General features: G+C 47.5%; 13 protein-coding genes. 7 read left to right on the forward strand and 6 right to left on the reverse strand.

Annotation, left to right across the window (positions count from 1 at the left end):
- Positions 1 to 181: 181 nt before the first annotated feature.
- Together wtpA and V2I46_01700 are read right to left on the reverse strand one after the other, a co-directional pair.
- The gene (gene wtpA, locus V2I46_01695; GenBank protein ID MEE4176201.1) at positions 182 to 1,165 is read right to left on the reverse strand and encodes a tungstate ABC transporter substrate-binding protein WtpA; all 984 of its coding nucleotides are present in this window, start codon (positions 1,163 to 1,165) and stop codon (positions 182 to 184) included.
- A gap of 131 nt (positions 1,166 to 1,296) precedes the next feature.
- Positions 1,297 to 1,677, reverse strand: coding sequence for a LysR family transcriptional regulator (locus V2I46_01700; protein ID MEE4176202.1), 381 nt, complete (start codon positions 1,675 to 1,677; stop codon positions 1,297 to 1,299).
- Between the two features lie 123 nt (positions 1,678 to 1,800).
- On the opposite strand from V2I46_01700, the gene V2I46_01705 reads away from it, so the two are divergent.
- Together V2I46_01705 and V2I46_01710 are read left to right on the forward strand one after the other, a co-directional pair.
- Positions 1,801 to 2,874 (forward strand): hypothetical protein, encoded by a 1,074-nt coding sequence (locus V2I46_01705; protein ID MEE4176203.1) that lies wholly within the window; start codon positions 1,801 to 1,803, stop codon positions 2,872 to 2,874.
- A gap of 54 nt (positions 2,875 to 2,928) precedes the next feature.
- Positions 2,929 to 3,894, forward strand: coding sequence for a bile acid:sodium symporter family protein (locus V2I46_01710; protein ID MEE4176204.1), 966 nt, complete (start codon positions 2,929 to 2,931; stop codon positions 3,892 to 3,894).
- A 79-nt stretch (positions 3,895 to 3,973) separates the two neighbouring features.
- On the opposite strand, the gene V2I46_01715 is transcribed toward V2I46_01710, so the two are convergent.
- Positions 3,974 to 5,746 (reverse strand): SLC13 family permease, encoded by a 1,773-nt coding sequence (locus tag V2I46_01715; GenBank protein ID MEE4176205.1) that lies wholly within the window; start codon positions 5,744 to 5,746, stop codon positions 3,974 to 3,976.
- A 529-nt stretch (positions 5,747 to 6,275) separates the two neighbouring features.
- Between V2I46_01715 and arcC the strand changes: the two genes are divergently transcribed.
- Together arcC and V2I46_01725 are read left to right on the forward strand one after the other, a co-directional pair.
- Positions 6,276 to 7,220 (forward strand): carbamate kinase, encoded by a 945-nt coding sequence (arcC, locus tag V2I46_01720; GenBank protein ID MEE4176206.1) that lies wholly within the window; start codon positions 6,276 to 6,278, stop codon positions 7,218 to 7,220.
- A 134-nt stretch (positions 7,221 to 7,354) separates the two neighbouring features.
- Positions 7,355 to 8,356, forward strand: coding sequence for an ornithine carbamoyltransferase (locus tag V2I46_01725; GenBank protein ID MEE4176207.1), 1,002 nt, complete (start codon positions 7,355 to 7,357; stop codon positions 8,354 to 8,356).
- A gap of 112 nt (positions 8,357 to 8,468) precedes the next feature.
- Here the strand turns inward: V2I46_01725 and V2I46_01730 are convergent, their stop codons facing one another.
- Positions 8,469 to 10,424, reverse strand: a complete 1,956-nt coding sequence (locus tag V2I46_01730) for a M56 family metallopeptidase (protein MEE4176208.1) — start codon at positions 10,422 to 10,424, stop codon at positions 8,469 to 8,471.
- Positions 10,421 to 10,810 carry a BlaI/MecI/CopY family transcriptional regulator gene (locus tag V2I46_01735; protein MEE4176209.1) on the reverse strand — a complete coding sequence of 130 codons (390 nt, stop codon included), beginning with the start codon at positions 10,808 to 10,810 and terminating at the stop codon, positions 10,421 to 10,423. The genes V2I46_01730 and V2I46_01735 overlap by 4 nt, the downstream gene beginning before the upstream one ends.
- A 281-nt stretch (positions 10,811 to 11,091) precedes the next feature.
- On the opposite strand from V2I46_01735, the gene V2I46_01740 reads away from it, so the two are divergent.
- From V2I46_01740 to V2I46_01750, 3 genes are all read left to right on the forward strand, one after another.
- Positions 11,092 to 12,471 (forward strand): hypothetical protein, encoded by a 1,380-nt coding sequence (locus V2I46_01740; GenBank protein ID MEE4176210.1) that lies wholly within the window; start codon positions 11,092 to 11,094, stop codon positions 12,469 to 12,471.
- A 124-nt stretch (positions 12,472 to 12,595) separates the two neighbouring features.
- The gene (locus tag V2I46_01745) at positions 12,596 to 13,006 is read left to right on the forward strand and encodes a secondary thiamine-phosphate synthase enzyme YjbQ (protein ID MEE4176211.1); all 411 of its coding nucleotides are present in this window, start codon (positions 12,596 to 12,598) and stop codon (positions 13,004 to 13,006) included.
- Between the two features lie 88 nt (positions 13,007 to 13,094).
- Complete coding sequence (locus tag V2I46_01750; GenBank protein MEE4176212.1) at positions 13,095 to 15,221, forward strand: cation-translocating P-type ATPase; 2,127 nt, start codon at positions 13,095 to 13,097, stop codon at positions 15,219 to 15,221.
- 199 nt (positions 15,222 to 15,420) lie between these two features.
- On the opposite strand, the gene rho is transcribed toward V2I46_01750, so the two are convergent.
- Complete coding sequence (gene rho / locus V2I46_01755; protein ID MEE4176213.1) at positions 15,421 to 17,349, reverse strand: transcription termination factor Rho; 1,929 nt, start codon at positions 17,347 to 17,349, stop codon at positions 15,421 to 15,423.
- Positions 17,350 to 17,499 lie beyond the last annotated feature (150 nt).

Here is a 17,499-nt window from a genome sequence, read left to right on the forward strand (position 1 = left end):
CTTCGTTGGATCAGAAGCTGGCCGTTGTTCTGAGTAAAATTCTGCCTTCCAGGTTATTTTTCCGCATCATCGGGAGCCACTACAAAGTTTGAACATTCCAGCAGGTTTTTCAATCAAGATTGGCTAGGATTTTGCAAGCACAAGAACTGCTACAGCCATCCCTTTATCACTTTTCTTTTTTCTATTCTTTGGGCGGCAGGGCAAAAACCTTCAGGCTTTCGGGCAGCCTGGCATAGTATGGGTTTGGAGCTGGAACAACACTGGGCTGCCCAAGTTCCTCAAGTATTTTCCCACCTTTATCAGGATCCAGCAAAAAGGCAGAAAAAGATTCTGCGAGGGCAATGTTCTCCGCTTTGGCAGGGATGGTCATTCCATACACCATCGGCTGTCCGGTTTCGGTAATGGTACTTCCGGGGCTGCTTCCAAGGGTCTGGGTGGAAACCTGTGCATACCATTCTTCCAGGTCGGGGTCACCCAGGCTTAATTCAGGAGGAAGAACCAAATATGGAAAGTTGTGCTGCTGGGCAACGCTCCGGTAAAGGAAGATATAATCAACTTGCCCGGTTTCAAGCAGGGCGATTAAATCGGTTTCCTTAGGGCGTATGTTCCGGACATCCTTTTGCAGGAGCTTGTCGGGCAGGGTCTCATCCTCATAATAGATGCCAGCGAGTTTGGAAGTAAATACTGCCCTTACCCCGCAGGGGTCCTGGTCGGGGTCGCTGCGGCCAATTTGTACGTCAGGGCGCAGCAGGATCTCATGCCAATTGCTGGGGTTGATCTCATTGGCGTAAAGTGACTTTTGGGTGTAAACGATGGCCATTTCATTGGCAGCAAATTTGATGTTCCAACTGGCATGGTCCGGAATCAGCATGTGCTCAATAACCATATAATCGGCCGATAGGAAGAGGTCACAAGGGGTGTCAACTTCCATGATACGCCGGGCGCCGGCTTTACTGCCCCAGGCTTCAGTGAGGATTTCTATACCTGGGCGCTCCGCTTTAAAGGCTTCTGCAATGCGTTGCACGGGGTAAGTCAGGCTCCCCGCGTGAATGATGTGAAGGGTAAGAGAATCCTGACTTGCTCTTTTATCCTCTTTACGCTTATTTTCCTGACAGGAAACAAATAATCCAGCAAGAATTGATATTATTATGACCCATTTTCGCATATTCTTGTTAATTTATTTATTTTTCAAATTGAGGTACAATTTCGGTTATTCATTTAGGGAGTTGAAAAAAATACATATCGGCAGGCATGTTTCGTGTCAGAAAATTAAGGCATAACGAATAGTTAAAAAATTTACCTGGATTTATGGATGGCATTGAGTTCAGCCAGCAAGTGGCTGAATATTTCCTTTACGGAAGGCTCAAATTCATTGTATACCTTGTCGAAAAAGTCAACGATCTTTTCTCCCTGGGGCGTCAGGGCGGTATGGCCGCCTTCTGCGCCCCCGCGACTTTTTTCAAGGATGGGAAATCCCAGGCGCTCTTCGATCTTCTTTAAATTGGTCCAGGTCTGCCTATAGGATAGGCCCATGCTTTCCACTGCCGCCTTCAGGGAGCCCGTTTCCCGGATGGCCTTAAGGAGTTTCCATTTCCCCTCGCCAAGAATGCTGATGTGAGAATCGGTTTCGATCCAGATCTTGTAGTTCAGCTTTAATTGACGATAATTTCTTGCCATCGCAATTCAATGGAATATTTGTACAATGATAGTCAAAAAAGGTGTATGATTTCAAAATAAGCTTAATTTTGCCTCACCGAATTGCAAAATCATTCATATCGGAATACTTAAAAACGCTTTCAGATGAACTATAAAAGATGTCTCTTCATTCCTGCCTTGCTGGCTGCCGGACTTTTCTTTTCAGGCTGCAAGAGTTTTTCTTTTGATGGAATCACTGGGGCTTCCCTTCCCTTTGATCCCGATGGCAACAGCATGTATCATCAATCAGATGAAACGGCCATGCAACCCAATACCCTTGAGGTCCTGGGTGAAGTGGAAGAAACCGGGGTGGTTGACCTATCCCAGTTCTACAAACGCGAGGTAGTATTGCGAGAAGCCAAATTGCTGGACAATGGTGAATACGAATTTGCTGGGGCATACCGCTACCTGGGTTATTCCCTGTTCGACCTGCTGCACCCATTCAATCATCAGAAAAAAAATAAGGAGGAATTCCCTCCGGTCATTGATCTATATGTTGTGGTTGAGAACGATAAGGGGGAAACCGTTTCCCTGAGCTGGGGAGAGATCTTCTATACCATCAACCCGCATCAGATTCTGATCGCTACCGAGTCGGCCCCGGTTGAACCCTATAAGATTGAGGTGGATTACCCGGTTGAAAAACAATGGAAACTTGTAGTCGCCAGTGATCTCTATTCAAACAGGCAGTTGATCAACCCGGTGAAGATCACCGTGAAGTCGTTCGACAAAAAAGGTTACGCTATTGACCGTGACCTGGAGCCTTTGTATTCCCCCGAGCTTTTAATCAACCTGGCCGATACCCTGGCCATTCCTGTCAATGACCTGTTGGCGGCTGATCGTGAACTGGAATACAAAACCATTTTTTATGGCATGGGTATGGGCCATCATCCCAACCCCGGCTTCCTGGGCATTTCTCTGGACAAGGTGATGGACCGTTATGTAGGAAACTATCCCACCTCCTGGATCAGGAATGGTTTGGTGTGCTTTGCAGGAATGGATGGCTACCGCACCATTTACAGCTTCTCCGAGTTGTTTAACAGGGCCGATTTCAGCGTTCCCTTGCTTCAGATCACGGATGAACTGGAAGATGGTGGGCGTTACCGTATCTTCAATCCCTCCGATTTTTATGCCGACCGCTCAGTGAAATCGCTGGCAGAAATGTACATTTTTACTGAATAGTAGCGGAAGAAGTTTAATTTTGTTGCTTTCAATGGTATTTCCGGCCTAACGTATATGAAAGACAACAAATTCATTTTCTTTCTTTTGCTGATGGTTTTGCTGGCTTATCTGTTCCCTGAGCCAGGGTCACCCGATAGCCGTATACCGCTCAAGACCATTGGCAGTATTGGCATTTCAATGATTTTCTTCTTTTACGGGTTAAAGCTCAGTCGGGAAAAGATTCGCAGTGGCCTGCGCAATTTACGCCTTCACCTGTTGATTCAGCTTTCCACTTTCCTGTTGTTTCCCCTGATCATTATGGTGTTTTTTCCCCTGATGCGGAATGAATACCAGCATACCCTCTGGCTTGCGGTGTTTTTTCTCGCTGCTTTGCCCAGCACCGTATCTTCTTCGGTGGTGATGGTATCCCTTGCCAAGGGGAATGTTCCGGCAGCCATTTTCAATGCCAGCCTGTCGGGAATCATCGGTATTGCAGTGACCCCGCTTTGGATGGGGCTTTTTATGCAGTCCCAGCAGGGTGATTATGACTTCACCCAGATCTACCTGAAGCTGTTTCTTGAGATCATCCTGCCGGTGGCTCTTGGCCTGCTGCTTCAGCCCCGATGGCACGCCTTGGCCAGTAAATATTCCCGCCAACTGACCCTATTCGATAAAAGTGTCATTTTACTGATTGTGTACAAGAGTTTTGCTGAATCCTTTTACGCCGGTCTCTTTAAGGATTTGGGATGGGGTGAACTGGGTTTGCTCACTGCTTTGGTGATTATTCTTTTCTTCGTGGTTTATGGTACCATCTACTTTTTGGCCACCTTATTGCAGTTTAACCGGGAGGACCGCATTACTGCTGTATTCTGCGGCACCAAAAAATCACTGGTGCATGGTACGGTATTCTCAAATGTTCTTTTTGGGAATGCAGCTTCAGCTGGGATCATGCTACTGCCTCTAATGATCTTTCACGCCTTCCAGATTCTGACTGTGAGTGTCATTGCAACACGGTATGGCACCCAAGTGGAGGAATCTTAGAAGGGGCTTAAAAGGAAGAAGATTAAAAAGAAGACAAATTACGCCCCTTCAGTAATTCAAAAACCCTAAAACTCTTTACCTAGAGCGGCCAGAAATACATAATGGCAGGAACTCCCAGCGCCACGATAATGATTTCCAGGGGAAGCCCCATGCGCCAGTAATCGGTGAATTTATAGCCGCCTGGGCCCATGACCAGGGTGTTTGACTGGTGCCCGATAGGGGTGAGGAATGCACAGGATCCCCCCACTGCGACCGCCATAAGGAATGGATCAATAGATGCCCCGATTCCATGGGCTACACCAATGGCAATGGGGGCCATCAGGACCACAGTGGCAGCATTGTTAATGATGTCGGAAAGAAACATGGTGATGACCAGGATAAGGGTCAGGATGGCCCAGTTTGGAATGCTCCCGCCTAAATCCAGGATCATCGATGCAATCAGGGCAGCGCCTCCGGTAGCCTCCAGGGCTGCTCCCACAGGAAGCATAGCCCCAAGCAATACAATCACCGGCCAATCAACGCTACGGTAAACTTCCTTAACAGGCAACAACCCACTTAGAACCATTGCTAATGCTGCCATAGAAAAAGCTACCTGAACCGGAAGCAATCCTGCAATGATAAGACCAATGGAAGTGAAGAAAATCCCAAGGGCTAATGGAATCCTGGTTTGATAGCCCAATCGCAGACCCCTTTGTGCCAAAGGCAGGCAGCCGATTGAGGTAATTGTGTCATTCAATAAATGTTCGCGACCCTGAAACAAAAGTACATCACCGCTGCGGAAAATCACATGGTCAATACGCTTACGGATATTTTTCTCTCTGCGGGCAACGGCGAGCAGGTTAACTCCATATCTGCTTCGCATGTGTAAATCGGCTGCTGTGCGTCCAATAAGGATTGAGTCAGCCATCACAACAGCCTCTGCAAAGGCAATTTTTTCCGAACCTTCGGCGTCTTTTCTGAATTTTTTGTCACCAACAATTTTTAACTTGGTGTCTTTTAAAAAGCTTTCCAGTTCATCGGCATCTGATTCAAGAATAAGGATATCTTTTCCAAAGATTAAAGTGTCATCGCTTGGCGCGTGGATGCGTTTCTTATCGCGCACAATACCAAGAAGCTGCACGTCTGCAGTTGTTTTGGCATACAGCTCTGAAATGGGTTTACCAGCAAAGTCAGAATCATTGGGTACTTCCACTTCTGAAATGTAATCATCCACATCAAACAATTCTTTTTCCGACTTTTTTGCAGCTCTTCTTGGTAGCAATCTCCAGCCAATGAGCGTAATAAAGGCGATGCCAGCAATCATAATGACCAGGCCAACAGGTGTAAAACTGAACATGCCAAAAGGCTCCCCATAATTTTCGGCCCGGAAAGTGGCGATGATAATGTTTGGGGGTGTCCCAATCAAAGTCGTCATGCCTCCCAGAAGGGATGCAAAGGCAATGGGCATAAGAATGTAAGAAGGAGGGTTGCCGCTTTTTCGGGCCAAATGAATTGCAATGGGCATCATGATGGCCAAAGCTCCAACATTATTCATAAAGGCCGAGGCAATTGCAACCAATAAGGAAAGCAATAGGATCTGCAACAATAAACTGGATCCAATCTTCTTGACCCATTTCCCAAGCAGATCGATCAGCCCTGAATATTCCAGGCCCTTCCCAATTATGAGCACTGCAGCTACTGTTATGACTGCTGGATGCCCAAAACCATTAAATGCCTCCGAAGGTTTTGTGATACCAGCTATAATCAGCAAAAACAAAGTAATAAGGGCCACAAAATCATGGCGTATTTTTCCCCACGCAAAGAGCAAAAGTGCTATTCCCAGGCTTGCAAATACAAGGATTTGATTTGTCATTTATAGGTATAATAATGTTTTGTTTGAATGATTAAAATTAGGGATTGTTTTTCACAAAGCCATGACCTGGTGAATGGCATTTTGAACCTTTCCCTCCGGTGCTGTAACAGACCTATGTTTTTGTGGATTATTAAATAATTATGATCTGTGCTTTCCGAAAAAATATCTGGCGAGATACCCACAGGAAAAACTGGTTTTTTTATGCTCTTTTTTTGCATGAATTGCTTTAGGGAATTCACTGAAAATTTATAGCTTTGCAATGTTATTTATAAACACTTAATATAAAGTGAATTAGGCTGGATGAAAAGGGCTGTTTTACGTATCCTGATTTTCTTCGAGGCGATGGCCGGCATTCCCGATTAAGGCTGATGTTATTGGGAACGCTAATGTAGAAATCGTTTTGAACTATCCAGGGGATGCATGAACAGGTTTTTGTCTGGTTATTTAATTCCAGCATTAAACCGGCACCCGAAAAAGGGATCCCGGTTTATTTTTTTTGAAATAATTTTTGCTAAATAAATTTTTGATAATGAAAAAACTATCGGTAATAGCATTTGGAGGAAATGCCCTGCTGCGTGGCGACCAGATCGGTACTATTGAAGAGCAGGAGCAAAACGTTTATGAAACCTGCCAGAACCTGGTGGGGCTGATCAAAACTGGATATGATATTGTGATCGGACATGGCAACGGCCCCCAGGTGGGCAATGTCCTGTTGCAGCACGAAGCTGGCCATCGCATATTCGGCCTTCCTAAACAACCCATTGATTTTTGCGTTGCCGAGACCCAGGGCTCTATTGGTTTTATGATTGAGCAGCAGCTGCGGAATGTGATGGCCGAGCATGGCATTAAGCGAAACATCGTTACACTGGTGACACAGGTGATGGTCGACAAAAATGATCCTGCATTCCAGAACCCCACCAAACCCGTGGGTCCTTTTTATACGCTGGAAGAAATGGAAGGATTAAAAGCCAAGCAGCCCGAATGGGTTTTTCATGAAGATCCGCGCAAGCGTGGCTGGAGAAGGGTAGTGGCATCGCCAAGGCCTATTGGCATCCCGAATTGGGAAGCCGTGGAGAAGCTGGCCCGCACAGGCACCATTGTGATCACCGTGGGTGGAGGTGGTATCCCTGCATATGTCGACGAGAAAGGGAAGATGATCGGGATAGATGCCGTGATCGATAAAGATCTGGCATCTTCACTATTGGCCAATAAGATCAAAGCCGATGAGTTCCGCATCCTGACCGATGTGCCCAATGTGTTCATTAACTTTCACAAGCCTGGCGAACAGAAGCTTGAACGGGTATCCATCCCTGAAATTAAGAAACATCTGGCTGACGGGCAATTCACGGAAGGCAGTATGGCCCCCAAGGTCAGGGCTTGTATTGAATTTGTTGAAAACGGTGGCAAGGAAGCAATCATTACCGAGGCATCACAGCTGGAAAACCCGGATGCAGGAACCGTAATTTTCGGGTAATGAGAAGGCCGGAAGCAAGGACTGGGTTCTTTACTGTATCGGAATTCCATAGTTTTGTTATGGGAACAGGGATCCGCAAAAATCCTTGACAACAAAATATTATTTAATTTTAAACAAAAAAAAGGAGGACATCCATGGCTTACAACCTTAGAAACAGAAGTTTTTTGAAGTTGCTCGATTTCAACCCCAAAGAGATTAAATTCTTGCTGGATCTTTCGCTTGATTTGAAAAAGGCCAAATACGGCGGTTATGAGCAACAGCGTCTTTCAGGCAAGAACATTGCCCTGATTTTCGAGAAGGACAGCACCCGCACACGTTGCGCTTTTGAAACGGCAGCCTACGATCAGGGTGCAAGGGTCACTTATCTTGGGCCCAGCGGTAGCCAGATCGGAAAAAAAGAATCGATGAAAGATACTGCCCGGGTATTGGGCCGTATGTACGACGGCATTGAATACCGTGGCTTTGCCCAGACCACCGTGGAAGAGCTGGCAGCTTATTCCGGCGTACCTGTATGGAACGGTCTCACCAATGAGTTCCACCCCACACAGATTCTGGCGGACTTCCTCACCATGATGGAACACAGCGACAAGCCCTTGCACCAGATCAAGTTCTGCTACCTGGGCGATGCCCGCAACAATATGGGCAACTCCTTGCTGGTAGGTGCAGCCAAGGTGGGAATGGACTTCCGCGCAGCTGCTCCCAGGGCCGTTCAGCCCGCTGAAGATCTGGTTGCACAATGCCGTGAGATTGCCAAGGAAACCGGTGCGAAGATCACCATCACTGAAGATGTTGCAGAAGCCGTTAAAGACTGTGATTTCCTTTATACTGACGTGTGGGTTTCAATGGGCGAACCAGATCATGTGTGGGAAGAACGCATCAAAATGCTGAAGCCTTACCAGGTGAATATGGATGTGATCAAGAAAACCGGAAATCCCAAGGTGAAGTTCCTCCACTGTCTGCCTGCATTCCATAACCGTGAAACCACCATTGGCGAACAGATTTTCCAGAAGTTCGGCCTCGATGGAATGGAAGTGGTTGAGGATGTGTTTGAATCAGAGCATTCAGTCGTATTTGACCAGGCCGAAAATCGACTGCATACCATAAAAGCTGTAATGGTGGCTACCCTTGGTAGCTGATAGATCTTTTCATTGAAATTGGAAGAGCCAACCCGTCAGGGGTTGGCTCTTCTTTATTTTAAAATGGGTCAGATACTTTTGGCGGGCTTTCCTTGTGACACTCGCTTAAGGATTATCCGTTATTTTCCCCTTCGGCTTCTTTCTCTTTTTGCTCACGTTCAATTTCTTCCATGGCTTTCCTGATCTCTTCGCGGACTTTCTCCATTTGCTGGCGGAATTCTTCGGAGTTTATTTGCTGGTGGAATTCTTCCGAATTAAAATATTCCATCTCGCGATTAACTTCTTTGAGGGCCTTTTTTATTTCTTCCCGAACGGTTTCCATTTCACGACGAAACTCCTCAGAGTTAAAATACTCCATTTCAATATTTCCTTCTTCTATGGCTTTCTTCATTTCTTCACGGGCTTTTCCCATCTCCTGCCTGAATTCTTCCGAGTTGAAATATTCCATTTCACGCCCTACATCCTCCATGGCTTTCCTGATCTCCTCGCGGGCTTTCTCCATCTCTTGACGGAACTCCTCCGAGTCGATATATTCCATTTCACGCCCTACCTCTTCCATGGCTTTTTTGATTTCCTCACGGGCAAGCTCCATCTCTTTCTTAAATTCTTCGTGGTTAAAGTAAACGTTAGTATCCAGATTTGCCTCTCCCATGGCCTGGCGCCAGACATCCCGGTTGGCTATCAGTTCTTGCTGGACCTTTAACATTTGTTGCTGGAATTCCCCGGAATTGAATTTCTCAACCAATTCCTGGTTCACTTCCTGCATGGCAAGCCTGACTTCTGTCATGGCGACCTGAATCTTTTCCCGGTCTTTTTCAGAAAGTTCATTCCAACTTATAACTTGGCCATCCTCTGTGTAAATCCTTCGTGGTTGAGTGTTATCCGTCGATGTTTTAGCCTCTTCTGTGCCTGTGTTCAGGACAGGGGGGGTGTCGGGGGCTTCTTCCTGGGGTGCCATGCTGCCAATGTTGCTGTAGTAAGGTACCATGGAAGTGTCCGGATCATAATCGATACCCGGCTGTCCGTAATTAATGCTCATTCCAGGGTTGATCCAAGCCACCGAAAAGACAGCAGTCAGGATTACCAAAAATGCGGCCAGTTTTTGGCCTGGGTTGAAGTTTCTTGTTTTCATGGTCATAATGTTTTTAATTCTTGTTAATAAAAGGGTTTTGGATTGAGTCGCAGCAACGACCGGTTGCATAGTCGTGCTGCGGTTTTCTTCAAGTGTCATCAGGGCCTGGGCATATGTCAGTGGGGTGGAGGTAAATTCCACCACCCATTCATCCACACAATTCTCCCTTTCTTCCCTAAGCCGGTGGCTGATCCACCAGGTGGCCGGGTGGAAAAAGAACAGGATCTCCAGGATGTTTTGTAGCATGTTTACAAAATGGTCGTTACGCCTTAGGTGATACAATTCATGCAGCAGGATGCTCTCAACCTGCGCAGTGCTTAGTGAGCTGAGCATAGCCAGGGGTAAGAGGATGACTGGTTTGAATAATCCTACCATCATCGGCACACTGACCTTGCTGCTTTGAAAGATTTTCACCCTTCGCTTTAAGCCCATCCGCGCTTTGAACGACTGTGCCTTTAGCTGCAATTGCTTAGGTATAGGGCTGATTTGTCGGGTTTTTAACTGGTTTATTCGGGCATAGCTTGCCATGGTGTAAAACGAAAGGACCAGTAACCCGGCAAAATAAAACCATACCAGAAAAGGGGTGATGTTATCAAGCCCAGAAAGAAAACCAGGGTAGTTTTTCTGAACCAGGTAAAAATAATTATTGTTTGTGCTGGAGGCCGCATAAACACCATCCGTAAATTCGAGGGAAACAATGGGTGAGGCGGCCTGATAAATCTCGTATTGACGAAAAAATGTGAAACCACAGATCACCGGGATGCTTAATAGGGCGATCAGGCTTATGTTGTAACGAATGCTGGCTGATGCTCTGCGTGCAATAAATAGTGCACTGCGCCACAAAAGGGCAATGAGCAAAATCTGCCAGAGGGCATGAAACAGGGTCCACCCAAGGGCACTGATCAGCGGATGGGATAAGTTTTCAACCAGGCTCATTTTTCACCGTTTTCAAATTGCTTCAAATAGTCTTGTATTTCTCGTAATTCTTTCGTAGATAACTTGCTTCCGTCTAGCGCCCCAATCACAAGGCGACTGGCAGACCCATGGAAAAGGCCGTCGATCATTTTATTCAGAAACTGCCGTTGGGTATTCTCACGAGTGATCAATGGGATATAAACATGGGTCCGGCTGCTGGTGTTGCGCCCAAGCAATCCCTTTTCAGTCATGATTTGCATAGTTTTCAGTGTGGTGGTATATCCAATGTCACGGGTTTGCTCGAGCACCTCATACACCTCCCGAACGGTAGCTTCTCCTTTTTCCCATAACACCTGCAGGATTTCCAGCTCACTTTCTGTTGGTTGAAATTTCTTTTCAAGGGTCATAGTACGATTGTTTTCGTAGACAAATGTAATACGAAAGTTTTCGTAATGCAAATTTTTTGTTCTTTTTTTTATTTTTTTAAAATATTACAATAAACGCAATAAATTCCTTGCTATGCATTTGGTATTTATCAACGAAACTTAAATTTATTGAATGAATTAGCGATCATGGATACTTTTAAATTCAACATTTGTTTTAAAATTGTCTTTGTTGTCGTGTTTAATGCAGAAAAATGTCCTAATTTAGCGCTCCGTTTTAATAAAAACCAAAAGACATTAAAACTATGAGAAAGATCCTTGTCATGTTGATGGCCGTTGTGCTTTTTTCAAGCACGGCTCTTGCCGGTGGTATTATGACCAATACCAACCAGAGTGCTTCTTACGTACGCTTGCTTGCCCGTGATGCCTCCCTTGGAATTGACGCTGTTTATTTCAACCCGGCCGGCCTCACCAGCTTCAACAATGGTTTCTACCTGTCGCTGAGCAACCAGACAGTTATGCAAAATCGTGAAATTACCAATGAGAATCCTTTGTTAAATTCTTCTGTTTACGAAGGGAAAGTAATGGCTCCCCTGTTTCCCAGCGTTTATGCTGTGTATAAATACGACAGGCTTGCTTTTTCCTTTGGCTTTAATCCTGTTGGTGGTGGCGGCGGTGCCGAATACGAGAATGGCCTGCCTTCTTTTGAGGCTCCTGTGGCCTCCCTGGTTCCGCTTCTTCAGCCCTTTGGGGTGACGGGTTACCGGAATGACATTTATTTTGAAGGGAGCTCTATTTTCTTTGCTGGTCAATTGGGCGTTTCCTTTGCTCTCACCGATATGATTTCAGTTTTTGGTGGTGGACGTTATGTGATGGCCAACAATACTTACAATGGCTATCTTAAAAACATCGAGGTCAATACACCCATTGGCTGGATGAAGCCTGGAGATTACCTTCGCGCCATTGCCCCGACCCTGCCACCTGCACAGCAACCTATTGTAATCGGTACTGCCAGTGTACTGGATTCACAAACGGCCGATGCAGAAGTGGATGCCAAGCAAACCGGCAACGGATTCACCCCGGTCATTGGATTCAGCCTGATCCCCAGTGAGCGCTTCAACATTGGAATCAAGTATGAATTCAAAACCAAACTGGAACTTGAAAACGAAACCGCGGTAGATGGAACCGGAATGTTTCCCGATGGCGAAAAAACCCGCAGCGATATGCCTGCTATGCTTTCCGTTGGAGCTGGTTTCCGGCCTGTTGATGGCCTTAACCTAACCGGGGGCGTACATTATTATTTTGATAAAGATGCCGACTATGGAAGGGCACTGCCTAACGAAGAGCTGATGGACAATAACTATATGGAGTTTGCCCTGGGTGCCGAATACAACATCACCCCTGAGCTTCTTTTCAGCATTGGATACCTGCGCACACAAACCGGTGTGAACGAGCTGTACCAGAACGATCTGAGCCATAGCCTCAATACCAATTCTGTTGGTCTTGGCGGAATGTATTCCATTACCCCCAACCTCGACATCAACCTGGGCTTCCTTTACACCATGTACGAAGATGACGAGATCAGCATCAATTACGGCGAAGGAATTGGCAGTCATACTGAGTCCTATGCAAGAAACAATATGGTGTTTGCTATTGGCCTCGATCTTAAAATCCCCGTTCGTTAATTGGTCTTTAAAGTATAATTTCAAAGGCACCTTTTCCGGGTGCCTTTTTTTATGTCCTGCATTGCTTTGATTCATCGGCATTTTTTTCGAAATTTGAGTTATCAGATCCCATAAACCTGAAAAAATGATCAAGCAAATAGAAATGCAGCTTCCTGGATATCCCAGGGGCTTTCATCTGATTACCCGCCATATTGTCAATGCCCTTGACACGATGCCTGAAACCGGCTTGCTCAATGTTTTTATCCACCATACTTCTGCAGGCCTTTGTATCAATGAAAATGCCGACCCTTCCGTAATGGATGACCTGGAGACCACTTTTAATCATATCGTACCCGAAGGTTTGCCTTTCCTTACCCATACGTTGGAAGGCGATGACGATATGCCCGCTCATGTGAAGTCGGCCCTAACCGGGGTATCCCTGACCATCCCCATCAGCGGCGGACGCCTGAAGCTTGGCACCTGGCAGGGCATCTGCCTTGCTGAATTCCGCAATCACGGTGGCCCGCGACGGCTGACCCTGACCGTTTACAGTTAACAACTGGCCTTATCTGTAAATACGGTAAACAAACAATAAGCTTTTGGGCTTGTTCTATATTCATATATCTCCTTATTTCAATACCTGTATGGCTGAACAACTTTTTAAAAATATCGAACTGAAGGTCGAAGGCATGAGCTGCACCAATTGTGCCCTCGGAATCAAGAAGTCTCTTGAGAAGGAAGGCTTTGCCAATGTGTCGGCCGATTTCACCACCGATACCGTCCGCTTTGAACTCCCTGATGAAGGCCGGTTGCCGCTGGCAGTCAGAAGGATTGAATCATTGGGCTACTCTGTGGTGCGCCCAAAGGAAGGAGAAGAAAAGAAAAAAGACGGACTTTCCTCTATTGAAAAAAAATTCTGGTTCAGCCTTATTTTTACCGTACCACTGATCTTGGCGATGTTCATCCCTGTGCCTATCCTGCACAATGACTTGTTTCAACTTGCCCTCACTCTTCCGGTTTTTGCCGTGGGGTCCTGGCATTTCGGGCGAAGTGCCTTCAATAGCCTGCGTGCAGGCGTGACCAATATGGATGTGCTGATATTCCTTGGAAGTAGCGCTGCATTTGTGTACAGCCTGATCGGGACCATTAACGGCCTTGGCCACGATTATATGTTTTACGAAACTTCGGCATCCATCATTACCATTGTACTTTTGGGTAATATGCTCGAACATCGCTCGGTAAAGAAAACCACAAGTGCAGTGGATGAACTGGTGCGCCTGCAAAAAAACACCGCTAAGCGCATCGTTATGGGTGGCAACGGATCCGGGGAAGTGATAGAAGAAGTGGATGCTTCGCTCATTGAGACCGGACAGCAAGTGCTGGTCAACTCAGGCGATAAGGTTCCGGTGGATGGGGAGATTTACTGGGGTCACGGAAGTATTGACGAAGGGATGATTTCGGGTGAGAGCCTTCCCGTGGATAAGTCGGAAGGGGACAAGGTGGTGGGAGGAACCATCCTGGTGTCAGGAAACATCAAGGTCAGAACCACCGCCACCGGTAAGGACACGGTGCTTTCGCAGATCATCGAAATGGTGCGCAATGCCCAGCAGGACAAGCCAAAATTGCAGAACCTCGCCGACAAGATCAGCGCCATTTTTGTTCCCACCGTCGTTGTGCTTGCCCTGTTGACCATGGGAGGATGGCTGATTTTCAGCGACCTGCCTTTCCGTGATGCCCTGATGCGTGGCGTAGCTGTCCTGGTCATTGCTTGTCCCTGTGCCCTCGGACTGGCCATACCTACTGCAGTCGTAGTAGGTTTGGGGCGACTGGCAAAAAACGGGATCCTTGTGAAGGGGGGGGCATCCATTGATAAGTTTGCCGGAATAGAAACAATCGTTTTTGACAAGACGGGTACCCTTACCACCGGGAAATTCTCTGTTAAGAAAATGGAAACTTTTGGCATCAGCCAAAAGGAAGCAGCCATAATTCTGTACAGCCTTGAGAAGCATTCCTCACATCCCATTGCAGAAGCCCTGGTGGCGCATTTTGGTAACAATGGTGAGATCGCCTTTTCATCGGTTAAAGAGGAGAAAGGGCTTGGAATGAAAGCCACCGCTGAGGATGGCACCACCTTCCAGGCCGGATCCTATGCCATTGCCGCCGGTGTCACCGAAGAGGATGAACACAACGTTTACCTGCTGGTCAATGATAAACTTGCAGCCTGGATTGATATTGAGGATGAGATCAAACCGGGTGCCGCCGAAGTCATTCGGACCCTCAAGGAAAAAGGTGTACATCCCGTATTGCTCAGTGGCGACCGCCGCAAGCGATGCGAAGAAGTAGCCAGTGCTTTGGGTATCGAAGAAATCTATGCCGAGCAACTGCCCGACCAGAAACTGGAGGTCATCACGGCCTTATCCAAAAAAGCACGCGTGGGAATGGTTGGTGATGGTATCAACGATGCCCCGGCCCTGGCGCGCGCTGATGTGGGTATCAGTATGAGCGATGCCACACAGGTGGCTGTGAAATCGGCCGAGGTGGTGCTGCTTAAGGGCAACCTCGACCTGCTGGCCCGTGCTTTTACAGGTTCGCGAACCACCTTGCGGACCATAAAGGAAAACCTGTTCTGGGCTTTCTTCTACAATGTAGCTGCTATCCCGCTTGCCATGGCCGGGTTGCTCACACCCATCGTGGCTGCGGCTGCCATGGCCTTCTCCGATATTGTGGTTGTGGGGAACTCCCTTCGTTTAAAGAAGCGTAAGCTTAAATAATTATTTCTTGTTTTTCTTCCAGTGATCTCATAACATTCTCGTACCAGGGAGGTACCATGGTCGTGGTTTATACGGTTTAAACCGTATAAACTCCGTTCGAACTCCGTATTAACCATGAACCTGGTCAGGGCTTGCAATAAAAAAATACCGCCCCGGGATGCTTCCCGGGGCGGTATGGTTTTGTTTGGATGGGGTTGTTTTATCCGTTCATCGACATCAGGAACTCTTCGTTGTTCTGAGTGTGTTTGATGCGGTCGAGCAGGAACTCCATGGCTTCCATGGGGGTCATGTCGTTGATGAATTTGCGCAATACCCAGATGCGGTTCATCATATCCCTGTCCAGGAGCAGATCTTCGCGGCGGGTACCCGATGAAACGATATCTATAGAGGGGAAGATGCGCTTATTCGACAGTCGGCGATCGAGCTGAAGCTCCATATTACCGGTACCCTTGAATTCTTCGAAGATTACCTCGTCCATTTTCGATCCGGTGTCGATCAGGGCCGTGGCAATGATTGACAGCGAGCCGCCATTTTCAATGTTACGTGCGGCGCCAAAGAAGCGCTTGGGCTTGTGCAGGGCATTGGCATCCACACCCCCAGAAAGTACCTTGCCCGAGGCTGGGGCCACCGTGTTAAAGGCGCGTGCCAGACGAGTAATGCTGTCAAGCAGGATTACGACGTCATGGCCGCATTCCACCATACGCTTGGCTTTCTCCAGGACGATGCTGGCAACCTTTACGTGCCTTTCGGCGGGCTCGTCGAAGGTGGAAGAAATTACCTCGGCTTTTACGTTGCGGGCCATTTCAGTTACCTCTTCCGGGCGCTCGTCGATAAGCAGGACAATAAGGTAAACTTCGGGATGGTTAGCAGCAATGGCGTTGGCCACATCCTGAAGCAGGATTGTTTTACCGGTTTTGGGCTGTGCCACAATGAGGCCGCGTTGTCCTTTGCCCAGGGGTGAAAACATGTCAATTACCCGGCAGGATAGCGTCTCGGAGGAGTGGCCTGTAAGGTTGAACTTCTCATCGGGGAACAGGGGCGTCAGAAAGTCGAAGGGCACCCTGTCGCGTACCTCGGCAGGATCGCGGCCGTTGATTTTCTCAACCTTGATCAGCGGGAAATATTTCTCATTTTCCTTCGGGGGGCGAATGCCTCCGCGAACGGTGTCGCCGGTTTTTAGCCCAAAGAGTTTGATTTGGCTTTGAGAAACATAAATATCATCAGGCGAGTTCAGGTAGTTGTAGTCGGAGGAACGGAGGAAACCATAACCATCGGGCATGATTTCGAGCACGCCTTCGGCAATGATGATGCCATCGAACTCATAAATGGGTTCACCCGTGCGGCGGTCAAATCCTTTGGGTCTGTAAACTTCTTTTTCCTGTTGCTGGTTTTCACCGTTTTCAGGCTTGCGTTCTTCCTTTTGCGGTTGTTGGTTTTCCACTTCCTGTGGTGTCTCCCGGGTTTCTTTTTCACGGGGTTCGTTATTCTGTTCCCCTTCTTCCAGCAGGGTTGTGGGTTCCTTGGTCAGCTCGTCCTCCAGACGGACTTTGTTGTGTTTATCCTGATCGCCGGGGCGCTGGTCGCGCTTTTGAAAAGGCGTCCCGGGTTTCTGGTCACCGCTACGTTGCGGGTCACGTGGTTTTTGCTGATCGCGTTTTTCCCAGTGTGGGCGCTGACTGCGTTGATCGGGTCGCTGCTCGCGGGTTTGGTTTTCGCGGGGCTTGTTTTCCCGGTTGGGCTGTTCGCGCTGATCCCGTTGATCGCGTGACGGCTGGCGCTGGTCACGCTTGCCGGGCTGATCAGCTTTGGCTTGGGGGGGCTGTTTGTCACGTTGTTCAGGCTTTTCAGCCTTTTCCTTCGGCTCGCGCTGTTCACGCTTGTCTTTTTCCTCGCGCCTTTCAGCAGTGGAGGAACCAGCAGGGATACGTTTGCGGGGACGCTGACCTGAATTCCCGGGTTTTTTATCTTCCTGGGGGGGTTCCCCGGAAGGGATCACCGCCTGGGCGTCCAGGATCTTGTAAATAAGGTCTTGCTTTTTGTAAGACTCTACTCGTTTGATCTTCAGTTCTTTGGCGATTTCTCGGAGCTCAGTGAGCAGCTTACTGTTTAATGCAACAATGTCGTACATCATATGAATAAATAAGTTGTTTTTGCCTTGTTCAGGATTGCCCGAAACCTTCAATCCGACTATTTATATGAAAATGGGCTTAGCAGGAAAACTGGCCATGCACACTTGATGTGCATCAGCCTTGGGCTGCAACCTGATTTAAACAAAGGC

Origin of the sequence: Bacteroides sp. (genome assembly GCA_036351255.1) — a bacterium.
Classification (GTDB): Bacteria; Bacteroidota; Bacteroidia; order Bacteroidales; family UBA7960; genus UBA7960.

Bases quoted from the DNA above. Each gene is read 5' to 3' on its own strand.
- arcC (MEE4176206.1), top strand. From the start codon at position 6,276: ATGAAAAAACTATCGGTAATAGCATTTGGAGGAAATGCCCTGCTGCGT.
- V2I46_01750 (MEE4176212.1), top strand. From the start codon at position 13,095: ATGGCTGAACAACTTTTTAAAAATATCGAACTGAAGGTCGAAGGCATG.
- V2I46_01735 (MEE4176209.1), bottom strand. From the start codon at position 10,810: ATGACCCTTGAAAAGAAATTTCAACCAACAGAAAGTGAGCTGGAAATC.
- rho (MEE4176213.1), bottom strand. From the start codon at position 17,349: ATGTACGACATTGTTGCATTAAACAGTAAGCTGCTCACTGAGCTCCGA.
- V2I46_01715 (MEE4176205.1), bottom strand. From the start codon at position 5,746: ATGACAAATCAAATCCTTGTATTTGCAAGCCTGGGAATAGCACTTTTG.
- V2I46_01730 (MEE4176208.1), bottom strand. From the start codon at position 10,424: ATGAGCCTGGTTGAAAACTTATCCCATCCGCTGATCAGTGCCCTTGGG.
- V2I46_01700 (MEE4176202.1), bottom strand. From the start codon at position 1,677: ATGGCAAGAAATTATCGTCAATTAAAGCTGAACTACAAGATCTGGATC.
- wtpA (MEE4176201.1), bottom strand. From the start codon at position 1,165: ATGCGAAAATGGGTCATAATAATATCAATTCTTGCTGGATTATTTGTT.
- V2I46_01745 (MEE4176211.1), top strand. From the start codon at position 12,596: ATGATCAAGCAAATAGAAATGCAGCTTCCTGGATATCCCAGGGGCTTT.
- V2I46_01725 (MEE4176207.1), top strand. From the start codon at position 7,355: ATGGCTTACAACCTTAGAAACAGAAGTTTTTTGAAGTTGCTCGATTTC.
- V2I46_01710 (MEE4176204.1), top strand. From the start codon at position 2,929: ATGAAAGACAACAAATTCATTTTCTTTCTTTTGCTGATGGTTTTGCTG.
- V2I46_01705 (MEE4176203.1), top strand. From the start codon at position 1,801: ATGAACTATAAAAGATGTCTCTTCATTCCTGCCTTGCTGGCTGCCGGA.
- V2I46_01740 (MEE4176210.1), top strand. From the start codon at position 11,092: ATGAGAAAGATCCTTGTCATGTTGATGGCCGTTGTGCTTTTTTCAAGC.